Source organism: Embleya sp. NPDC005971 (assembly GCF_040629175.1).
GTDB lineage: Bacteria > Actinomycetota > Actinomycetes > Streptomycetales > Streptomycetaceae > Embleya.
On the sequence record NZ_JBEXUX010000011.1, the window covers coordinates 24390 to 45195 of the forward strand.

At 69.9% G+C, this 20806-nt stretch carries 21 protein-coding genes; 8 read left to right on the top strand and 13 right to left on the bottom strand.

All coding sequences use genetic code 11. The features are described 5' to 3' along the window. Window positions 1-126 precede the first annotated feature (126 nt). The 3 genes from ABZ374_RS12455 (at window position 127) to ABZ374_RS12465 (ending at window position 2037) form a co-directional block, all read left to right on the top strand. Window positions 127-1104 (top strand): NADPH:quinone reductase, encoded by a 978-nt coding sequence (locus ABZ374_RS12455; protein ID WP_360309909.1) that lies wholly within the window; start codon window positions 127-129, stop codon window positions 1102-1104. A gap of 113 nt (window positions 1105-1217) precedes the next feature. Further along, on the top strand, window positions 1218-1673 hold the full coding sequence (locus tag ABZ374_RS12460; protein WP_360309911.1) for a VOC family protein: 456 nt from the start codon (window positions 1218-1220) through the stop codon (window positions 1671-1673). Window positions 1674-1731: 58 nt separating this feature from the next. After that, window positions 1732-2037, top strand: a complete 306-nt coding sequence (locus ABZ374_RS12465) for a hypothetical protein (RefSeq protein ID WP_360309913.1) — start codon at window positions 1732-1734, stop codon at window positions 2035-2037. Between the two features lie 130 nt (window positions 2038-2167). Here the strand turns inward: ABZ374_RS12465 and ABZ374_RS12470 are convergent, their stop codons facing one another. Together ABZ374_RS12470 and ABZ374_RS12475 are read right to left on the bottom strand one after the other, a co-directional pair. Beyond that, window positions 2168-2536 (bottom strand): hypothetical protein, encoded by a 369-nt coding sequence (locus tag ABZ374_RS12470; RefSeq protein ID WP_360309915.1) that lies wholly within the window; start codon window positions 2534-2536, stop codon window positions 2168-2170. Window positions 2537-2689: 153 nt separating this feature from the next. Then, the gene (locus tag ABZ374_RS12475; protein WP_360309917.1) at window positions 2690-3640 is read right to left on the bottom strand and encodes a hypothetical protein; all 951 of its coding nucleotides are present in this window, start codon (window positions 3638-3640) and stop codon (window positions 2690-2692) included. 154 nt (window positions 3641-3794) lie between these two features. Between ABZ374_RS12475 and ABZ374_RS12480 the strand changes: the two genes are divergently transcribed. Next, a complete protein-coding gene (locus ABZ374_RS12480; RefSeq protein ID WP_360309919.1) occupies window positions 3795-4166 on the top strand; it encodes a zinc-binding dehydrogenase in 372 nt (123 codons plus the stop codon). Here ABZ374_RS12480 and ABZ374_RS12485 read toward each other — a convergent pair. Next, window positions 4153-5328 carry a Gfo/Idh/MocA family oxidoreductase gene (locus ABZ374_RS12485; RefSeq protein ID WP_360309921.1) on the bottom strand — a complete coding sequence of 392 codons (1176 nt, stop codon included), beginning with the start codon at window positions 5326-5328 and terminating at the stop codon, window positions 4153-4155. The genes ABZ374_RS12480 and ABZ374_RS12485 overlap by 14 nt on opposite strands. Before the next feature lie 101 nt (window positions 5329-5429). On the opposite strand from ABZ374_RS12485, the gene ABZ374_RS12490 reads away from it, so the two are divergent. The 3 genes from ABZ374_RS12490 to ABZ374_RS12500 all read left to right on the top strand — a co-directional run bounded on the left by ABZ374_RS12490 (window position 5430) and on the right by ABZ374_RS12500 (window position 8142). Then, the gene (locus ABZ374_RS12490; protein ID WP_360309923.1) at window positions 5430-6011 is read left to right on the top strand and encodes a TetR/AcrR family transcriptional regulator; all 582 of its coding nucleotides are present in this window, start codon (window positions 5430-5432) and stop codon (window positions 6009-6011) included. 133 nt (window positions 6012-6144) lie between these two features. Continuing rightward, window positions 6145-6708 carry a DUF6245 family protein gene (locus ABZ374_RS12495; protein WP_360309925.1) on the top strand — a complete coding sequence of 188 codons (564 nt, stop codon included), beginning with the start codon at window positions 6145-6147 and terminating at the stop codon, window positions 6706-6708. Between the two features lie 399 nt (window positions 6709-7107). After that, entirely contained in the window at window positions 7108-8142 is a 1035-nt protein-coding gene (locus ABZ374_RS12500) for a methyltransferase (RefSeq protein WP_360309927.1), read from the top strand. A gap of 276 nt (window positions 8143-8418) precedes the next feature. On the opposite strand, the gene ABZ374_RS12505 is transcribed toward ABZ374_RS12500, so the two are convergent. The 5 genes from ABZ374_RS12505 to ABZ374_RS12525 form a co-directional block, all read right to left on the bottom strand. Continuing rightward, window positions 8419-8937 (bottom strand): hypothetical protein, encoded by a 519-nt coding sequence (locus ABZ374_RS12505; protein WP_360309929.1) that lies wholly within the window; start codon window positions 8935-8937, stop codon window positions 8419-8421. Window positions 8938-9218: 281 nt separating this feature from the next. Then, window positions 9219-9683 carry an ATP-binding protein gene (locus ABZ374_RS12510; protein ID WP_360309931.1) on the bottom strand — a complete coding sequence of 155 codons (465 nt, stop codon included), beginning with the start codon at window positions 9681-9683 and terminating at the stop codon, window positions 9219-9221. A 524-nt stretch (window positions 9684-10207) separates the two neighbouring features. Next, a complete protein-coding gene (locus ABZ374_RS12515) occupies window positions 10208-11773 on the bottom strand; it encodes a DEAD/DEAH box helicase (protein ID WP_360309933.1) in 1566 nt (521 codons plus the stop codon). A gap of 379 nt (window positions 11774-12152) precedes the next feature. After that, window positions 12153-12359 (bottom strand): cold-shock protein, encoded by a 207-nt coding sequence (locus ABZ374_RS12520; protein WP_360309935.1) that lies wholly within the window; start codon window positions 12357-12359, stop codon window positions 12153-12155. 329 nt (window positions 12360-12688) lie between these two features. Beyond that, window positions 12689-13111, bottom strand: a complete 423-nt coding sequence (locus ABZ374_RS12525; protein WP_360309937.1) for a hypothetical protein — start codon at window positions 13109-13111, stop codon at window positions 12689-12691. Window positions 13112-13414: 303 nt separating this feature from the next. Between ABZ374_RS12525 and ABZ374_RS12530 the strand changes: the two genes are divergently transcribed. Beyond that, window positions 13415-14653, top strand: a complete 1239-nt coding sequence (locus tag ABZ374_RS12530; protein ID WP_360309939.1) for a carboxypeptidase regulatory-like domain-containing protein — start codon at window positions 13415-13417, stop codon at window positions 14651-14653. Between the two features lie 65 nt (window positions 14654-14718). Here ABZ374_RS12530 and ABZ374_RS12535 read toward each other — a convergent pair whose 3' ends face one another. The 5 genes from ABZ374_RS12535 to ABZ374_RS12555 form a co-directional block, all read right to left on the bottom strand. Further along, complete coding sequence (locus ABZ374_RS12535) at window positions 14719-15981, bottom strand: aldo/keto reductase (protein WP_360309941.1); 1263 nt, start codon at window positions 15979-15981, stop codon at window positions 14719-14721. A gap of 10 nt (window positions 15982-15991) precedes the next feature. After that, on the bottom strand, window positions 15992-17503 hold the full coding sequence (locus tag ABZ374_RS12540) for an HEXXH motif-containing putative peptide modification protein (protein WP_360309943.1): 1512 nt from the start codon (window positions 17501-17503) through the stop codon (window positions 15992-15994). Beyond that, entirely contained in the window at window positions 17500-17817 is a 318-nt protein-coding gene (locus ABZ374_RS12545; RefSeq protein ID WP_360309945.1) for a hypothetical protein, read from the bottom strand. The genes ABZ374_RS12540 and ABZ374_RS12545 overlap by 4 nt, the downstream gene beginning before the upstream one ends. A gap of 426 nt (window positions 17818-18243) precedes the next feature. Continuing rightward, window positions 18244-20250 carry a PQQ-binding-like beta-propeller repeat protein gene (locus tag ABZ374_RS12550; protein ID WP_360309947.1) on the bottom strand — a complete coding sequence of 669 codons (2007 nt, stop codon included), beginning with the start codon at window positions 20248-20250 and terminating at the stop codon, window positions 18244-18246. Further along, window positions 20213-20638 (bottom strand): hypothetical protein, encoded by a 426-nt coding sequence (locus ABZ374_RS12555; protein ID WP_360309949.1) that lies wholly within the window; start codon window positions 20636-20638, stop codon window positions 20213-20215. Before ABZ374_RS12555 ends, ABZ374_RS12550 begins: the two co-directional genes overlap by 38 nt. Window positions 20639-20806 lie beyond the last annotated feature (168 nt).

A 20806-nucleotide genomic window follows, 5' to 3' on the forward strand; every position in this document is an offset into this window, starting at 1 on the left:
CTCACCACGAGCGTTGCGAAGTTCCTCGCGCTCTCCGAAAGCCCGTGCGGCGCGTCGCGGGATTCGACGCGGCCGTCGGCCTCGCCCGCCGACCCGCACCGCGCGGTCGGCGTGTGGTGAGCCGTCGTGCGAGCGGCCTGGTACGAGCGCCACGGTCCGGCCCGCGACGTGCTGACCCTCGGCGAGTTGCCGACACCGTTTCCCGCGCCGGGCGAGGTCCGGGTCCGGGTCGCCGTCTCGGCCGTCCATCGGTGCGACACCCGCAAGCGGCAGGGGACGCCGGAATCGGTCATGAGGTTTCCCCGGGTCGTCCCCCATGACGACGGCGCGGGAGTGATCGACGCGGTGGGGCGGGGTGTCGACGCACGGCGGCTCGGGGAGCGCGTCTGGGTCTACCTCGCGCAGTCCTACCGGCCGTTCGGCACCGCCGCCGAGTACACCGTGGTGCCCGACCCGCAGGCCGTCGCGCTGCCGACGGGGATCCCGTTCGACCAGGCGGCGGGCTTGGGCAGGCCGGGTATCACGGGTCACCGGGCGATCCTCGGCGACGGGACGGTGGCCGGGCAGACGGTCGTGGTCACCGGTGCGCTGGGGGCGGTCGGCCGCTGTTCCCTGGCGGTGGGCCGGCGCGCGGGGGCCACGGTGGTCGCGGCGGTGCGACAGGGCGCCCAGGTCGCCCGGGCGTTGGCGGCGGGGGCGCATCACGCCGTCGACCTGACGTCCGGTCAGGTCGCCCGGCGCATCCTGGAGTTGGCACCCGACGGCGTCCATCGGGTCGCCGATTGCGCGTTCACCGACAACCTGGCGACCTGGTCGGAGACTCTCGCGTACGGCGGGACCATCGCGGCCTACGCGAGCGGCGGCAGCCCGGCCCCGGTGCCGTTCCAGTTGCTCGCGGTCAAAAACGTCACCGTGCACTTCTTGGGCAACGACGACTTCCCGGACCACGCCAACCACGCCGCCGCGATGGACCTCACCGCCGCACTGTGCGCGGGCGACCTGTGCTTCCCCGATGTCCGGCGCTTCGCCCTCGACGACATAGTCCGGGCCCACGAGGCCGTCGAACACCCCGCCACCCGAGGCCGGGTCGTCGTCACACCGTAGACGCCCAGACCCCTGGCGAAAGACTTTCCATCTAATGGATAGAGTTTATTCTGAGCATTAGATAAGCTCTTTCCGGTCACCACGCCCGTCACCATCCGAGGAGCAAGGACGAGATGAGCACCATCAAGGCACTGCAGACCGGCCACGTCGGCCTCAACGTCACCGACCTCGACCGTTCCGTGTCCTTCTACAAGGCCGTGTTCGGATTCGACGTCGCAGCCGAGGGCGAGGAGGCCGATCGCCGGTTCGCCTTCCTGGGCCGCGACGGGAAACTGCTGGTCACCCTGTGGCAGCAGAGCGAGGGGGCGTTCCCGGCCGACCGAGCCGGACTGCATCACCTGTCGTTCCAGGTCGAGACCATCGACGAGGTCAAGGCCGTCGAGCAGATCCTGCGCGGCCTCGACGCGCAGTTCGCGTACGACGGCGTGGTGCCGCACGGCGAGAACGGCACGTCGGGCGGCATCTTCTTCACCGACCCGGACGGCATCCGTCTGGAGATCTACGCCCCCGACGGCGCCGACCCGGCGGACGCGCCCACCGCGGGTGCGCCGACCTGCGGCTTCTTCTAGACCCGCGCGGCGGTCGCGCCGCAACAGTCGAGCGCACCATCGATTCGGGAGGAACGCCGTGGCAACCCAGCACCAACCCGGGGAGATCGCCGTCCAAGAGCGCGCCGGTCCGACCCGTCGGGCATCCCACGCGCCGGCCGGAATCGGCGACACGATCCCACCCGTCGCCGTGGCGTTCCTCGCCGACCAACCCGTGATCATCGTCGGCGGCACGGACCGCGCGGGCCGCATCCGGGCGACGCAACCGACCGGCGCCCCGGGATTCCTGCGGGTGCCCCACCCGGGCACCCTGTGCGTCGACGCACTGCCGATCCCCGAGGATCCGCCGGCCGAACTGCTCCGTGGCCGGCCCGGGTCGGCATGATCGCCATCGAACCCGCCACCCGCCGCCGCCTGCGGGTCGACGGGGCCGGCCGGCGCTCTCGCGCGGCCACGAGCCGCATCTGCCCTCGAGAAGCACGCTCGGCGCCCAGGGGCGGTTCGACGACCGGCGCTCAAGCCCGCGAAGTGAGCAGGATTGCTGCGACCGAGAGCACGAAGGCCGTTATGAAGCCGGTCAGTTGGTTCTGTGCCGCGCCGGTGGAAAGATCGGCCTTGGCCACCATACTGCCGATCGCCACGCCGGACAGGCCCGCGGGCACCATGAGCAACTGGATCAGCCGATCGTCCGCCCCCGACTCCCACTTCAGCAGCTTCCACCCATTGCGGGTCAGGGCCACGCCGAGCGCGATGACGAACACGCTGAGGAAGGCCAGCCACCCGACGTCACCGAAGGAGACCAGCCCCCACACCATCCCGGCCGCTCCGGCGGACCCCACGATCAGCCCATACGTGATACCGAGCACTCCCGCAACCGTTCTCATGGGACAACCTCCGGGGTAGGACGGGCACTTGACGGGCCTGGGGAAGCTATCCGCCCCGCCCCGGGAAAACAGAGGGACTTCCCGGTGCCTGGTCCCGGCGCCACTGCTCGGGTCGAGAAGCAGGCCGACCGTGACACCCCACGGCCGGTCGTATCACTCCGGCGATGGAGGGTGTTCCGGTGTTGTGGTGGCCCGAAGCGGCAGGCCGGGATCGTCGATGGCGCGCCGACTCAGGTGGAGTTCGCGCAGGCGCGGCAGGCTGCGCACGGCCGGGTCCACGGCACGCACCAGGCTCCAGCTCAGGTCGAGGTGCTCCAGGCCGGCGAGGCGGGTCGTCTCCGGCGGGAGTTCGCGCACATCACAGGTGCTGAGGTCCAGGTACCGGAGCCGGGTCATGTGCCCGATGGAAGACGGAATGTCGGTGAGGCCGCTCAACGGGAGGATCAGTGTTTCGAGCGCGGTCAGGTTCCACAGGTCGGCGGGTGGGGCGGACCACAGCCCGTCGTCGTCGCAGAGGATTCCGTTGCCGAGATCGAGGTCGCGTAGCGCGCGGAGATTCCCGATGCCCGGCGGCAGTTCGTCGACCCGGCAGTCCGGTATGGACAGTTCGCGCAGCTCGGCGAGTTCCCACAGCGCCGCCGGGATTCCGCCGGTTTCCAGTGAACTGCCGTTCAGCGCCAGGCGGCGCAGGGACACGAGTCGGCCGAGTTCCGCCGGGATGGCCTTCAGCGGCGCGGATTGGGCCTGCAGGACTTCCAGCCGGCGGAGCTCGCCGGTCGTGACGGGTAGTTCGGCGAGTTCGCCGCTGGTGACGGTCAGCTCGCGCAGCTTGGCGAGGAGGCCGATCTGCGGCGGCAGGGCGGTGATCGGTGCGGAGATCTGCAAACTCTCCAGCCGCGTCAGTCGCCCGATCGCGGCGGGAATCTCGTGGAGGTAGTCGGCATGGACGGCAAGGTGGCGCAGCCGCTGCAAGCGCCACAGCTCGTCCGGTAGTGCGGGCAGGTCGCATTCGCTGATGCGGACGACCTCGATATCCGGGTCGGCGCGGGAAAGTTCGGTCGCCACCCTGTCATACGCCGGCTGCTGCCACTCTCCCCATTCCACACAGCCCACAGTAGGGCTCAGGCGAGGTTGGACGTGGGGATCGGGTGCCTCGCGTTCGCGCCGGCCGGCGTGGACTCGACGCGCGGAACGCCGCCGGCCCCGGTTCGTCGGGCCGCCGGTTCGCAGAGCAGGCTCAGTGTTCGGCTGCCGCGCGGTGGTGTTTCTCCCGGTGGGCGAGGAGTTCGTCCGCGGCCTCGGCGTCGACTTCACCGCACACGCCGAGCCGGAATGGGACGCGGTCGTGGACCCCGCGCAACTCGATGGCCGGGCCCTCGAACCGGTCCGCGACGGCGGCGCCTACGTCGGCCTGCGGCCCGGCCTCGAACCCGCGGGCGAGCGCGGCATCTCGGTCGCCTCCTTGGTCACCGCATCCGACCGCACCCGCCTCGCCGATCTCCTCGCCCGCGCCGCCGCCGGCGATCTCCCGACCCGCGTCCACGCCGTCGTTCCCCTGGACCGGGCCGCCGACGCCCACCGGGCCACCGCCGAGGGCGGCCTCCGCGGCCGCTACGTCATCCGCCCCTGACCGGCCCGGGAGCGGACGACGGCGCGCCGTCGGGGACGACGCTCGAACGCTGCTCCCCGGTGGGCCGGCCCCGGATCCAGTCCACGGCAATCCGCTCGAGCGTGCCACTCGCCGCCGAGCGCCGGATCGCCGCGAGCACGGCGTGTTGCCGCACCGCGTCGGCGAAGTCCGGTCGGGGGCGCCGCTGTTCCGCGAGTGCTCGGGCGAACTCCTGGTACAGCGCCGCGATCCGCGTCGCCGGGCCGGGTGGGATCCCGGGAGGAGCCGTGCGGTAGGCATCGGGTACGGCGACAGCTTCGCCATCGAGGTCGATGTCCCAGTCGGTCCAGTGCAGGTATTCCCCCCGTCGACGCGGGGCGATCGTCAATGTTCCTCCCGTGCCCACGAGTCGGATCGAGAATCCGACCCGGCTCGGCCGGTCCCCGCCGAGGACGGCGACGGACGTTTCGGCGCCGCCTGCGAGTCGCCCCTGCAGGAGCACGTGACGCGGGTTGCGATTGACGACGTCCTCGGTGGTGCCCGCGATCCGTACGGGCTCGCCCGCGCCCGGCAGCCGCGCGGACACTTCGGTCAGCGGCCCGGCGATCCGCTCCAGCGTGGCGAGGAAGTGCCCGGCCATGATCGGCAGAATCGACGTGCCGCCCGCGGGGTCCAGCGTCCAGGCCAGCTCCGCCGGGATCGTCGCGCCCCCGAACGGATCGCCGTCGGCGACCATGACCGCCGCTTCGAGCCGGCCGATCCGGCCGTCCGCGAGCAGGTCGGCCACGAAGCGGGCGTCGGGGGAGTGGTGACCCTGTAGGACGACGGCGTGCCGTACACCGGCCGCGTCCGCCGCTGCCGCCAACTCGCGTGCCTGGTCGACATCCACGCCCAGCGGCCATTCGGAGACCACGTGCTTGCCGTGTTCGAGCGCGGCTGTGATGACCTCGGCGTGCGCGGGCGCCTTCACGGAGACCACGACCAGGTCGACCTCGGGATGGGCGGCCAACGCCGCCGCGTCGGTCAGCGCGTGCGACACACCGTGCTCGGCGGCGACGCGCTCGGCACTGGCCCGGTTGGTGGTGGCGACCGCGGTCACCCGGAACTGCGGCAGTCGCACCAGCGCGGGCAGGTGCGTACCGGACGCCCAACCGCTCGCTCCGACCACGCCGACTCTGATCATGACTGGCCTCCCAAGTTTTATACCGATCGGTATTCAACTGGATGCCAGGCGCCCGCGCAAGGAGTAGAATACCGACAGGTACAAAACTGGAGGAGGCCGCGATGCCAGGGGGACGCCCACGCTCGTTCAACCCCGACACGGCACTCGACCGTGCGCTGGAACTGTTCTGGCAACAGGGCTACGAAGGCACATCGCTCGCCGAACTCACCGCCGCAATGGGCATCAACAAGCCCAGCCTGTACGCCGTATACGGCAACAAGGAGCAACTCTTCGCCAAGGCGCTCGACCGCTACTTCGCCGGCCCCGGCGCCTTCGCCGCCGAGGCACTCGACGAACCCACCATCCGCGCCGTCGTCGAGCGCCTCGTATTCGGCAGCATCGAACTCACCACCGGCGCGGACACCCCGCACGGTTGCCTCACCGTCAAAGGCGTCCACGCCTGTGGCCCCGATGCCGGGCCGGTGCGCGACGACGCCGTCCGCCGCCGCAAGGCCGGCGAGGCGGCGCTGCGCCGCCGCTTCGAGAACGCGCCCGACCTGCCCCGGGGCACGAACGCCGCGACGCTCGCCCAACTCGTCCACACCCTCACCGACGGCATCGCCGTGCAGGCCGCCGCGGGCCGGGGCGGCGGGGAACTGCGCGCCGTCGCGGAACTCGCCTTGCGGGGACTGCTCGACGACTGAGCGCCGTGGGTTCGCGAATCCGTGTCGTATGCCCGGTGGCGATGTCATCCGAGTAGCCGATCCGACACGGGATCGGCAACCGCTGCCGCTGGGCGCCCTGTTGGCTCCCGGGCGGGGCGGGTAGCGTGCCGGTATGAAGAGCGCAGAGACTCCCATGACGGTGGAACAGATCGGTGCGGCCTTGGCCGCGTTGGGCATCTACGACGACGACAACACACCCGCCGAACATGCCGAAAACGCCGCACCGTCCGCCGGCGTCGACGCCTACCGGCTGCGGCTGCTCAACACCCTGCTGGGCGCGGTGCAGGGGCAGGCGAAGCTCGCCGACGAAGTCGCGGGGGACAGCGAGGAGTTGTTCGTCGCATGGTTGGAGCAAATCAAGGCCGCCGACGCCTGGGACGACGCGGCGAGGCAGATGGCCTTCCTGGGCTGGCAGGTCCGGCGGGTCGGCATCCCGCTCTACTGGATCGCCAAGATCCCGGACGCCGGGCCGGTCGTGGTGTCGGCCTCGCACGCCGCCGAGGCGCTGCACGTGATGCTGGGCGTGATCGCCGCAGTCGACGAGGCGACCGCGACCGGCGACGTGGAAACCATCGCCGCCCAGATGGGCGTGGTGAAGGCGGCCCGGGAACTACTGGTGGCCGCCCTCGACAACGCCGACATCATGCTGGACATGGTCGAGTCGGCCGGCTCGTAGTCCTACGAGCACGCCTCCACCGCATGCCGGGGGAACCGCACCACAGCCGCGAGGATCCGCCACGCAGCCACGCAGCCACGCAGCCACGCAGCCGGCGCCACGCCGTCCGTCGTCGGTCGGGATGTCCGTCGACGTGACGAGCGGGCGGGGCCGCCGAGGAGAGCGAACGCCTGGTCCGGGCCTACAGGCCGCCCGTGGGTCGGCACCGGAGTTCCTCGGTCGAGGACTCCCGTTGATCTTCACCGAACGTCATGATGGGAACTCGCACCGTGAGGTCGGGGAAGGGGGGTGCGGTGTCGGGCGAGTCGGGCAAGAGCCACAGGGCACCCACCGCGCCACGAGAGCTGTTCTCGTGCTCCCATCCGACACCAATGGCATCGGCGTTCGGAGGCAATGTCCATGAACCATGATTCCGGCGAGTCGGCGCGTGGGCGGCGCAGTGCCGCCCTCGTCATCGAGGAAGCCCTGGGGTTTCTGTATCCCGCCGCGTTACGTGCCGCCGCAGCGGTCGGAGTGGCGGACCACCTGACCGAAGGACCCCGCGACGCGGCGGAACTGGCACGGTTGACGGGCACCGAGACACGGAATCTGTACCGGGTATTGCGATTGCTGGCCACCCGAGGTCTGTTCGAACAGGACGACCGCGGTCGTTTCCGGCTGACCCCGGCGGGAGACTCGCTGCGTTCCGACGCGCCCGTGTCGGTGCGCTCGGCCGTGCTGATGCTGACCGACCGGACGATGTGGCTGCCGAGCGGGGAGATGACCCGGTGCCTGGAAACGGGTTCCTCGGCCTTCGACGACATCTTCGGAATGCCGTTCTTCGACCACTTCGCCCAGGACGGGCAGACCGCTGCCGTCTTCCATGCGGGCATGGCCGCCATGTCGGAGGCGGAGAACGTTCCCATCGCCGACGGCTACGCCTTCCCCGAGGCAGCCACGATCGTGGACGTGGGCGGCGGTTACGGAGGTTTCCTGCTCGCCGCACTGCGAACCGGACCGGGCCTGCGGGGCGTTCTGTACGACCAGGCCCACGTCCTGGCGGGCCACCGTCTCGATGTCCGGGACCTGGCGGGCCGCTGGGAGACGGTGGAGGGCGACTTCTTCGCCTCGGTCCCGGCCGGCGACATCCACCTTCTCAAGCGCATCCTGCACGACTGGGACGACGAGCAGTGCGTAAGGATCCTGCGCAACTGCCGCCGGGCGATGGGCCCCCGAGGCCGGGTCCTCGTCGTCGACGCGGTCCTGCCCCAGGGCAACGAACCCCATCAAGGCAAAGCCCTGGACCTGATGATGATGGCGTCCCTGGTCGGCCGCGAGCGCACCGAGGCGGACTTCGCCCGTCTGTTCGACGCGGCGGACCTACGGCTGAACCGGGTCATTGCGACCCCGACGGTGCTGTCGATCGTCGAAGGCACCACCGGCGAGCCGGCGTGAAGTTCGACCAGGGTCGCGATCGCGGGTGACCGTGCGCGCATGCCCCCGTGCCCGATCGGGCACGAGGGCATGCGCGAGGCGCCCGGTGGCGACGCCTCTCGGGAGGGCTTTTCGAGGAAATGGCACCGGCGAGGTCCGAATGCCGTCATGAACCGCGTCGCACGGCACGTTCGGTGGGGTCGTCGAAAAGCGGCTGCTTCCGAAATCCACCAGCGGCCCATCCGGCGTCGCATACGCTCCTGCGAGAGCCCGGGGGATTCCCACCGAACGAGTCGATCACTGCGCTATGTCGAGAAGGAACTTCTCGTTCTCGCCGCCGTTGGCGTTGACTTGGCAGTTCACCGTTCCGCCGGGCCCGGTGGCGGCGGTCACTCCGCTGCCGGTCACCAGACGCAGATATGTGCCCGGGAAGGCCGCCGACTCGAAGGAGAAGGAACCGTCGGCCTGGGCGCGGGCCTTGAATTTCTCATAGGGGCCGGCGCCGTATTGACAGTTGACCGTCCCGCCTCCGGCCATGGTGGCGGGGACCCCGGTGCCGTCCATGCGCAGGAACACGTTCGGGAAGGCCACCGACTCGAAGGCATACGAACCGTCGGTCTGCGGGTGGACCTTGTACGTCGTCCAGGCGCCGGGGCCGTACTGACAGTTGACCGTCCCGGCTCCATTGTTCGTCGAGGTGGCCACACCGGTGCCGTCCATGCGCAGGTAGATGTTCTGGAAGAATGTCGAACGAATCGTGATCGGAGTTTTTTCTGCCTTTGCGAGGTCGGTTGCAGACAACGACATGATGGTCATTCTCCTTCCGTCCGGGCGTGTCGCGACGTGGTTCGGCTCAAGTGCTTCCGGCGATCTTGCGGCACTGGATACGGGGCCGGAGGAATGCGTTCCGTTCGGTACTTGCGGCGTCGGACGGCAGGGTTCTCGGCAGCCGCCATCCACACTTTCCGCGCCCTCGTGCATTTTCTGCTCGGCGGGCCCCGAACGCACTGTATTCGCGCCGAAACGGCATGTCCATAGCCGGTGTTCCGGTAATACCGTGCGGATTTCGGTCGTGGTGGCCGGGCGACCCGGCCCGGCTACTCGGGGGCCGCAGTCAGGGCCGCGCGCCGGCCTCGGCCGAGGGACGCTCGGGCCGAGGCGGCCTTCGACCGGACGCGAAGCAGCCACGGGGGGCGTCTCGCGTGCGGGCGAGGGGCGTCGATGTCGGCCCAGACGGTCTTGTCGGACCGGTGTGTCCTGACGCCCCAGCCGGTGGTGATCGTGTCGAGGATGTGCAGGCCGAAGCCACCCTCGTGTTCGGGGCCGGTGTTCCGGCGCATCGGCATGCGGGGATCGGTGTCCGTAACGGACAGCCGGACGCCACGTCGGGTTCGGCGCAGGGCCAGTCGCACCTCGCCGTCGGTGTGCAGGTGCGCGTTGGTCAGCAGTTCCGAGACGACCAGGACGACCGCCTCGATGTGCTCCTCGTCCCAGGCCCAGCCGGCGAGCGTGGTCCGCACCGCGTTTCGTGCCCGCGACGAGGCACCGGTCTGTCGTGGCACGCGCCACCGGACGAGGGGACCACGAAGTCGGGACATCATCTTCCTCGGGGCTTGGGGGCGGACGGTGAATACTGCTTCTGCTCGAAGTCGGCGCCGGAACCACCCGACGAGAAGCACCTCCTGCCCTCCTCCCGGTGAGTCGTGGGCGTGCGGCAGGAGCCGGTGGGGGAGGTCACAGCTTCTCGGCGGGGCCATGACCTCGCCCACCTGTCCCGTGCCGATGGTCCTGCCCGCACGACTGCCCTGCCGCCGATCCTCCAAGCATCGCTCGTTCGAGTGGATCGGCGCACACCTGGGCATTTCCCGGATGCAGGTCTCCCGATTGCCCGGCCGGACCGTGATCAGGCTGCGGACCGAACTGCTCGCCGATCGGGGCCCGATCGAGGATCGTGGTCGCCCGAGAATCGCCGGCGGCGCGCCGTCGAGGTGTCCGGGACGGCGAACGGCCCCGAAGTGCCGGGCCGCGCTCACCCGTTCGTGGGTGGGCGGCCGGCGCTTCGGGGCCGGGTGTCGCGGGGCGCGGGTCAGACGGCGGTGGCCACGCGGGGTGCGGGGCGGGCGGCGGCGCCGGACCGGCGGGCCTGGGCGGTGTCGCTGCGGCGTCCGCGCGAGGAGGAACCGGAGCCGGTGCGGCGGGGGCGGTCCACCACGGGCGCGGTGATGACGACCGGGATTCCGGAGGGTGCCTGGGCGCCGGTGATCCGGGTCAGTTCGGCCTCGCCGGAGCGGACCTGGGTGATCTGCGGAGTGATGCCGGCGTCGGACATCAGGCGGACCATCCGGCGGCGCTCGCCGGGCAGGACCAGGGTGACCACGCTGCCGGACTCGCCGGCGCGTGCGGTCCGACCGCCGCGGTGCAGGTAGTCCTTGTGGTCGCTGGGCGGGTCGACGTTGACGACCAGGTCGAGGTTGTCCACGTGGATGCCGCGCGCGGCGACGTTGGTGGCCACCAGGACCGTGACGTGGCCGGACTTGAACCGGGTCAGCGTGCGGGTGCGCTCGGGCTGGGACTTGCCGCCGTGCAGCGCGGCGGCGCGGATGCCGCTGTCGAGCAGGTGCGTGGTGAGCCGGTCGACCGCGTGCTTGGTGTCCAGGAACATGATCACTCGGCCGTCGCGGGCGGCGATGTGCGTGGTCGTGGCGTTCTTGTCCGAACCCTGCACGTGCAGCACGTGGTGCTCCATCGTGGTGACCGCTCCCGCGGACGGGTCGACCGAGTGCACCACGGGGTCGTGCAGATACTTGCGCACCAACAGGTCGACGTTGCGGTCCAGGGTGGCCGAGAACAACATGCGCTGCCCGTCGGGGCGTACCCGGTCCAGGAGTTCGGTGACCTGGGGCATGAAGCCCATGTCCGCCATCTGGTCGGCCTCGTCCAGGACGGTGATGTCGACGTCGGTCAGCACGCACGCGCCGCGGTCCAGGAGGTCCTTGAGGCGACCGGGCGTGGCCACGACCACCTCGGCGCCGGCCCGCAGCGCGCCGATCTGGCGGCCGATCGGCATGCCGCCGGTCACCGCGGCCATCCGCATCCGCAGCGAACGGGCGTACGGGGTAAGGGCTTCGGTGACCTGCTGGGCCAATTCACGGGTGGGTACCAACACCAGCGCGAGCGGGTGCCTGGGCTCGGCGCGCCGGCCGCTGGTCCGGGCGAGCAGCGCCAGGCCGAAGGCCAGGGTCTTGCCCGATCCGGTCCGGCCCCGGCCCAGCACGTTGCGGCCGACCAGCGAGTTCGGCAGCGTCGCGGCCTGGATCGGGAACGGCTCGGTCATACCCAGACCGGTCAGCGTCGTCAGCAACTCGGACGGCATGTCCAACTCGGCGAAGGAGGCCACGGCCGGCAGCGCCGGAGTGACGGTCACCGGAAGCGCGAACTCCCCCCGCGCGCCCGAGGAACGACGGCCGGAACCACCGTATCCGCCGGAACCGCCCGAACGGCCGTAGCCGCCGGAGCGCCCCGAGGCACCGGAACGGCCGTAGCCGCTGCCGCCGCCATCGGCGGTCGAGCGGGCGTAGCCGCCGGAGCCGCCGCTACGGCCGCGGGAGGAGGAACCGTACGAAGAAGAGGTGGAGCGGGCGTTCGGGTTCACGGGGAACCTTCCTCGACACGGCGCGTACCGCGGAGACCCGGCAGCCGAAAGCCGCGCAAGGCGTCACGAGAACGAGCCGAAATGAAAAGCAGATATGAAGTGGGCGCGGAAATTCACGCAAAGACACTTCGAAAGGCGCGGCGCCGTCGGAACAAGGCTGCCGGTTCGAACGGACTGCAAAGTCCGGGGGCGATGGGCGGAGCGCGGCCATAAGCCGTCGGCTACTACCGCCCACCGGGCGGGGATACTGCGTCGCCTGCCGGCGCCACGACCCCGGGAAGAGGGACGAGCGGCCGGCGGCGGAAATACGGATACGAACGCCGTGCGAGGGCTCGCGACCTTTCGGTGGCGAGCCCTCGCACGGGGGCGCCGAAAGGCGTCAGGCCGGGACGATGTTCTCGGCCTGCGGGCCCTTCTGGCCCTGGGTGACGTCGAAGGAGACCTTCTGGCCCTCCTGGAGCTCACGGAAGCCCTGGGCGGAAATGTTCGAGTAGTGGGCGAAGACGTCGGGGCCGCCACCGTCCTGCTCGATGAAGCCGAAGCCCTTTTCCGCGTTGAACCACTTCACGGTGCCGGTGGTCGCCATATCGTTCTCCTTCATTGGGGGGAGCAGTGCCGGATCCACATGGTGTGATTCCGCGTCGCCGCCTGGGGCCCATCCGGAGATGACCGGCCAAACAAAAAATGCACCCACGGAACACGCCCGTCAGGTGCACACAAAGTTCATGGGTACCACAACTGCAACTGGGATCAACGTAGCACGGATACCGACGCCTTCGCGGACGCCACCACCCGACCGGCGCCGACGACGGGGCCGCCACCCGGGGCCGTCGTCGCCCCGCCACGCTCGCCTGGATGGCGCGGGGCTTCGGGCCGGCACGCCCGACCCGAAGTGTCCCGACGACCCTGCCCGCGCTACCGGTTGCTCCGTTGTGGGTCGGTGCACAACGCCCAGATCACGGCGATGTCGATGGCGATGACCACGATCGACCACACCGGGTAGTAGGGCAGCCAGATGAAGTTGGCGATCATGCTCAGCCCGGCCAGGACCACGCCGATGATGCGGGCCCAGACCGCGCCGGTGAACAGCGCGATGCCGGCGAGGAAGATGACGACGCCCAGGATCAGATGGATCCAGCCCCAGCCGGTGGTGCTGAACGAGAACGAGTAGTTGCGCGTTTTGGCGACGATGTCGTCTTTGGCGATGGCGGCGATTCCCTGGAATACCGCCAGGATGCCGCCGAAGGTCATCATGACTCCGGCGAACGCGGCCCATCCCGACAACGAGCCGGGACCCGAATTCTGGCCCATGCCCGTCCGGTGTATGTGAGTGCTCATCGAGAGCCTCCTGCGCCAGGCAGTGCTTCGAGGACGTCCCCTCGTTCCACACTGACCCTGTCGGCAGGGCCCCGCGACTCGGCCGCACAGGCGGACACGACGTTCGGCGGGGCGGATCACCACCCGCGACGAGCCGGTGTCGATTCGGGCACCGACTGCCGTACCACTGCCAACCGTTTAGGCTGAAAGGTGAGGCTCCCGGCTTCGGGAACGGTGATCGAGCGCGTCCGCCGACAGGGATGCCGGGGGAGGCGGCCGGGCCCTCGAGGACTCGCCGCATCCTCCCGACGGAGGAGGAGAACCATGCCTTCGAACCCGCACACCCCGGTTTCCAACCAGCCCCAGGGCGAGACGGTCGGCACCGATGAGCAGGAGCTCTCCCGGCCGCCCTCGCACGGTGTGGGGCACGAGACCGCTCAACAGACCGGCGGTGGCCGGGAGCAGGTGAAAGGGCACTCGCCGCCGGTGCCCGGATCGTGGTCGGCGAAGGACTGGGCCGCACCCAGCCTGCAGTCGCCCGACATCGGGGAGGCGTCGTTCGGTCCGCCGCCGTCTCCTCCCGAGACCGTGCACGGTCCGGACAACCGGACGCAGATCACGAACACCTCGGAGTATCCCTGGCGCGCGTACGCGTCCTTGCTGATCACCGCCGCGGACGGCTCCACCTGGCTCGGTACGGCCTGGTTCATCGGCCCACACACCCTGGCGACCGCCGGTCACTGCGTCTACATCACGAACAGTGGCGTTCCGGGGCGCGACGGATGGGTCAGAAGCATTCAGGTCATGCCGGGCCGCGACGGCACGTCCCTTCCCTACGGATTCGTGACCGCCGCCATCTTCCACTCGGTGACGGGCTGGACGATCTCGGCGGACGAGAACTACGACTACGGCGCGATCGTCATCCCCACCGACCTGGGCAGTACCACGGGGTGGCTCGGTATCGGGACGTGGCCGTCCGCCGATCTGCTCGCCACGACGGGCAACATCGCCGGCTATCCCGCCGACAAGACCGACGGGACCATGTGGTTCGACAGCAGGCAGATCGGTTCGGTGACGCCGATGAAGGTGTACTACGACATCGACACCGCCGGCGGGCAAAGTGGTACGGCCGTCTACCGGGTCGTCGACGGGGAGCGCTACGGCTTCGCCATCCACGCCTACGGCGGGGTGACCGTGAACTCCGGGACGCGAATCAACGCCGACGTGTACGACAACCTGTCGGCCTGGACGGACGCGCGGACCACGACGCGGGCGGCTCCCGTGCAAGTGCCGAGGGACAGCGGCACCTCCTACCTCATCACGGGAGCGGTACGCGACAGGACAGGCGCCCCCGTCCCGCGAGCTCGCGTCTATCTGGTCGACGGGCCGATGCCGTATCCGGACGTCGCCGTGTCGACCGGCGGCGACGGGCGTTTCGCGCTCTCCGTCCCGGCCGGCGGCCTGTACACGGCCGAGTGCCGGACGCGGGACGAAAAGCAGACGCGGGCCACGACCCTGGTGGACGGCGACCGTCCCGCGGAAGTCGAACTCCGGCTCGTCTGACTCCGGATCATCCGAGGATCACCCGAGCGAATCACCGGAGTTCGCCGACCGCAGGACGGTCCGGTTCAGCCCGACCGGCCGACCACCGAATGCGCCGAGAAGGCGGCGCGGTACCGCTCCCGGCTCAGGGGCGGTGTCGTGGTGACGGCGGTGTTGTCCGCCACATGGCGCGGGTCGCGCATGCCGGCCAACGCGCACGTCACCCCCGGGGTGGAACGCGCGAACTGAATCGCGCGTTGTGCGTCCGTGGCCAGATCCGGTATCACGCCGGAGATCCAACCGGGCAGGTCCGCGGCACTGCGGCCCTGCAACAACGAGGCACTCGCCAGCACGGTGAAACCCAGTTCGTCGGCGGTCGCGAGCACGTTGTGCTCGTCCCCGGCCAACGAACGCAAGGCGTCGAGCATGCCGAGATTCACCGGAAGTTGCACGAACCCGAAGTGGTGGCGATCACCGGCGACCTCTCGGGCCAGGCTTTCCAGGGACCGCAGGGACAAGGAACCATCGAAGAAGCCGTCCCACGTCGCCACGCCGTAGTGCGCGATCAGGCCCTCGGCCACGGCCTGCTCCAGTCGCTCGAACGCCCGCCTCATCCGCGAGGCGAACATCGATGCGTCGACGAATCGGAGCTGTGTCTCGGGATTGTGCAGGTAGTAGACGTCGACCACGGCCAAGCCCAGGTTGCGACGGCTTCGTTCGAGTTGATCGGAGAGAAACGCGGGCGCCATGCAGTGCGTTCCCGCCACCTCGTCGGCCCGCAGCGAGCCCGGCGCAATCGCACCCGAGGTGAGGAATCCGGCCTTCGTGCAGACCAGCACGCCCTCTCGGTCGCCGCCGTCCTGCGCGGCGAAGAGGCGCAGCGCGGCACCCACGTTGCGCTCCGAGCGTTGGCAACGGTAGTTCAAGGAGGTGTCGATGACGTTGACGCCGGCGCGCAGCGCGCCGCGGATCGCGGCGACGTATGCCGCGTCGGTTTCATCGTCCATCGCACCGCGGTAGGTTCCGATGCCCACGCTCGACAGGAATATCTCGCGCGTCTCACGATAGAAGTCGACGGTCCGTCCGCCGAACGAGGCCGCGAAAGCGGCCGTTCCTCGCCTGTTCGCGGATCCGGCCGACAATGCGGCCGTGGGGTCGAGGGCCGGCTGTGCTGCGGAGCCGGATGCCGGGGTCGTCCCCCGTGCTCCAGGGGTATCCGAGACCGGACGGTCCTGCCCGTCCAGCCGGGCGAGTTGGCGTTGCAGGCTCTCGAACTCGCCGACGGAGAGCGATTCGCCGCGCCGCAGGACATCGAGAATCGAACGGAGGCCGGGATGGTGGATTTCCATGTCACCCGCCTTACCGGTCGAGGGCCTTCATGAGCACCGCGCTGGAGCGCTCCACCATGTCCCGGACTCCCTCGTCCACGTCACGGGCCGGCGAAAGCTCGTAGCGGCGGGGACAGGCGTCGAGCAGCGTCTGCGCGATCACTTTTCGCACGGACGCGAATCGTTCGAAGGGCTCCTGGGCTTCGGAGGTTTCGACGGCCTGGTCGAAGGACGTCGGATCGTGCCCGATCGCGGTCAGTGCCGACCGGGCGCATTGCACCTCGTCCGCCAGCAACCCGGGGATCAGGGAGCGGACTTCGGCGTCGATCGTGTCGTCGGAGGCCATCGATCGAATCATCGAGGCCTCGCGCCAGAACCGGTCGAGCAGCAAGTGCACGAACGATTCCTCGACCTGGGGATCGGGGTCGACCACGTCCAACACGGTGTCGAGCCAGTCCACGGTGCGGTGACCGGCCGGACCCAGCTCCCGCCGGTACTGCTCTCTGCCGATCTGCTCGCGCAGGTATCGGGCGCGGGCGAGCGCGGTGCGCGGGCCCGTCATCTCGATCGGTCCGTACCGCTTCGTGTACTGCCGATCGCCGTCGGACTCGCGTGCCGCCCTGGTGAACAGCGCCAGGTAGACGTAGACGTGGTAGGCCGCCAGGGCCCGATGCACGTCCCAGTGGTTTCCGCGCGTGGAGTCGGGCATGTTCCACAACGAGTGGACCAAGGGCCGGTCCGCGCGGGCGAAGTCCGGGACGAGAAGGGTATGACCCGCTCGAAGGTCGTAGAGCTGCTGGTGCAGCGATTCGTGCAGCAGGTGCTCCGCCAGTGCCCAGGGATTGCACAGCGTGCGCTGGTTCAGGAAGATCGTTCCGCTGACCTTGTACTCGGAGCTGGATCGGGTCCCCTCCCATTGGCCCACGGGAGCGAAGACGGCGAGCAGGTGGGTGTGGCTGAGGACGCTGCGCGTCACCTTCGGCAGGACCTCCTCCAGCAAGCGAACGGCCTTGGCCACCATCGCGAGTTCGTCGTCGCCGGGGGTGTGCAGGGTCAGACCGTAGTGAGCCGCCACGATGTCGCGGAAGGCGTCGGTGACGACCGTTTCGGGGCCGTCGTCGCGCCACACCCATCCGTAGTGGGAAGCCGTACCCAGGTGATCCGACAGCTCGGGTCCCAGCAGGCCGGGCACCCCCGCGTCGAGATTGCGGATGGCGCGTCGCAGAATCTCCCGACAGTGCTCCGAAGGAATCCCGTAGGGGATTTCGTCCTCGATCTGGACATGGAGGTACTGCACCGCACACCGGAACACCGTGTCGCCCACGATCCGGTAGCGGGTCTGCGCGTCCGCGCGGTCCAACGCGTCGAGGACCTCACGAGCGAGCGGCAACCGATCGCCGATGCTCTCGAGTCGGCGCCGGTAGCAGGCATGGAGCCTGCTCGTCACGTAGTCGGAGTCGCCGAACGGGTGCTTGGCGAGCAACTCGTCGAGCTCGTCGACCGGCAGCGCGCCGGGCGACGCGGTACTCGTCGCCTGGGTCACGAGCCGGCTCCGTGCTGAGGAGGAGACTGGGCCGGCGAGGGCTTGTGGCCACCCTCGTGGCACGGCGTGCCGCCGGGGGCCGCGGCGGACTCGTGCAGATGGTCGAGGAGGCCCTGAATTTCCTGAAGGCTCGTGTGGTGGTCGGTGTAATGCGAGTTCGGGGTCGAGTGTGTGGTGTGGTGGGTGGTGTCCACCGAGGACCTGTTCTCCAGCTGGTCGACGTGGCCCTGCAGCGTCAACACTTCCTCGGCCGACAGAGCAGTCTGCGCTCGAAGTTTCCTCATGATCTCTTCGATGCTCTGCGAATCCGCCATGACGGGCTCCATTCTCGGGAACGGGTGGCGGAAGAACACGCGTTCCCCGGCCACCGACGTCGACGCTTCGCCCGCTCGGCTCCGGGGACCCGAGATGTTCGGTCGTACCCCGGCAGGCGGTGGGACCGCAGCGTGGGAGGTACGACGGCGAAGACGTCCTTCGTCGAGTAAAACCACACCGGAGTCGAATCACCCGTATACAGAGCCGTGCCATTCGGGTGACCGTGCCCATCGGCCGCTTCGGGGGGAAACCGCCACCGCGGCGACCACCGCATGGCGGGCCGTGGTGACCGCCCGTTCGGATGGTGAACAGCCGCGGGGCCGAGCCCATCTCGCCTGGGCTGTATGGCCCCACGAGCCGTCGGTCGGGATCGCGGCAGACGGCTCTGCCGCGCGCCGGCGGGGTCCACGACCGCCGTCGGAAGGTCAGCGGCTGAACGCGTACACGTCGTAGTTCGAGCTCTCCGTCGTCAGGTCGCCGTAGCCGAGGTAGACGGTGTCGTCGTCGATCACCGGACGGCTGCCCCCGTACGACGCGGTGGGGGGCGTCGGGAGGATGTCCTTGCTCCACAGGATCCGGCCGCCGGCGAGGCTCAGGGCGGCGATGCCGCGGGAGGTTCCGACGTAGACGGTCCTGCCGTCGTGGGTGACGCGGTCCGAGAGGTTCGCGTCGATGTCCTGCTGCCAGGTCCTGGTTCCGGAGACCGGGTCGAACGCGTGCAGGGTGCCGCGCCCGTCGGGGACCAGGACGTGTTCGGGCGCGAGCGTCGGGGCTGCCTGGACGAGCGTGTCGAAGGTGAACTCCCAGTGCGTGTCGCCGTATTGCGCGTCCAGGGCGCGAAGGCGGCCGCCTTTGGCGGGTTCCCGATTACCGATGGTCAGGTACACGATGTCCGTGTCGGCTTCGGCGCCGCACACGGACCCCTCGGCCGGGCGCGACCACCGGGACTCCCCCGTGGCGGCGTCCAGCACGACGATCCCGTCGCCGAACGTCGGCACGTAGAGGTAATTGTTCGCGACCACTACCGCGTTCGCCTGGCCGGCGACCTTCCGGGCGAAGTCCGGCCGGCCGTCCACCAGGTTCAGGCGGTAGACCCAGCCACTGCTGGTGGCCACGAACACCCGGCCGTTCGGCCCTGATTGCTGGGCCCACGGCCAGCCGTTGGTCTCCGCGGACCACAGCGTGGTGCCCTTGTGGTCCAGCGCGACGAGTCGGCCCTGCCCCGGGCCGATCGCCAAGGACACGAGCAGACACCCCTTGACGATCGAGGACCGCGTGAGGAGGGCCCCGCCCAGATCGACCTGCCACAGGACCCCACCGTCACGGCTGTCCAGACAGACCACCCGGCCGTCGTCGAGGGGGAGGAGGAGAGCGCCCCTGCCGGGCGTGCCGGGCTCTGCGGGCAAGGGGATGCCCATGGAGGTGAAGTGGCGGCGCCAGCGCTGGGCACCCGGTTTCCGGACACCGCCGGGACCGTGCTCCAGCAGGGTGTACGAGGCTCCGCCGATTGCCGCCACCGCGGCCACCCCGCCGTACGTCAGTACCCGGCGCCGCAGCAACGGGCGTGACGGCCTTCCCGGTTGGGGGAGGGGCGCGGGCGACGGTGCCACGGGCCGGGGCGCGGTGCCGTGGGTCGCGAACGACGCAGGTGTGTACGCGCGATTACGGACCCAGGGCAGGTCCTGGACGGCGTTCTGCACGAGTTGGCGGGGCAGCGTGGAATGCGGGCGGGCCGACATCGCAGCGTGGATCCGCCCCCAGACCTCGCCCGGGGTCAGCGTCGCGCCGGCACCGGGGATCCCGCTCTCCAACACCTTGATCAACTCGCCGGTGAACTCCGGGTATTGCTCGTGGGGCCGGGCGAACGACGGCTCGTTGGCGGATGCCGACGTCAGTACGTGATGCCCGCGGTGCGCGTCGTCGAACCCGAGAGCGCTCGAAGGATCGACCTCGCTCGGTCCGGCTCCCATCGTGCCCTTGGCGGCCAGTCCGCTGTAGCAGCAATCGAGTATCTCCAGTTTGCGGCGGGTGTTGCCGACGGCAAGCATCTCGCGTACGTATGCGTAGGAGACCGTGCCGATCTGGATGTGATCGGGGTCCGCGCCGGTCAGGGCGAGGTGCAGGGGACGTCCGTCGGTTCGGCGCAGTCCGTGGCCGGCGAAGTACAGGACCAGGGTGTCCGTTGCCGCGAGCGCCGCGTCCCTGATCGTTTTCAGGACCGTCTCCGGCGACGCCCTGGGGCCCAGCGTCGCGATGTGGTCGGCGGGAAGCCCCCACAGGCTGGGCTCTTGCAGCAGTTGCTTCAGCCGCGTGACTCCGCGAGCGACGGATGGCAGCGAGTCCAGGTGCCGGTACTTGTGGATGCCGATGAGAACCGCGCGGCTCGACGTCGGGTCAGGGATGTCCGTCGGAGTCGTCCCCAGAGGGCGCACCGCTCGAACCGCCTTCCAGCGCCCGGGTGATGTCGACGACGGTTTCCGCCGACGCGTTCTCCAGGATCACCCGTACCTCGCCCCGCTCGATGACGGTCCTGGAGGTCACCGTGGGTGCGGGGCCGGGCGCGGGACGATGCTGGAGGTCGCGCCACGCCATGTGGGCGTAGACCAGAGCGGGGACGGAGAACGCGGCCGTGGTCGCGATCTCCAGCCACCCGATCAGGTCGCCCGACATCCGCCCGGTGTCGGGCGCCGACTCCCTGACCCTGCGGATCCGCATGTACGGCCCCACACGCGGGTGTTCCGCGAGCCAATCGGCCAACTCGGCGGTGAGGCGGCTGCCTTCCGCGGCGACGTCGTGCTCGACCCGAATTCGAAACTGCATGGCCCTCCGTCCCCCGGCACACCCGACCCCGGCCCGACTCCGGGCGGGCGCCTCACCCGAGGATAAATGCCGGGGCCGTCATCGCGGGCGGTAGTACCGAGGTTGGTCCGTACCCTCTGCGTGAAGAGAGTCGACCGTGCGGGAAAGCGGTTGCGGCCGGCCGGCCCG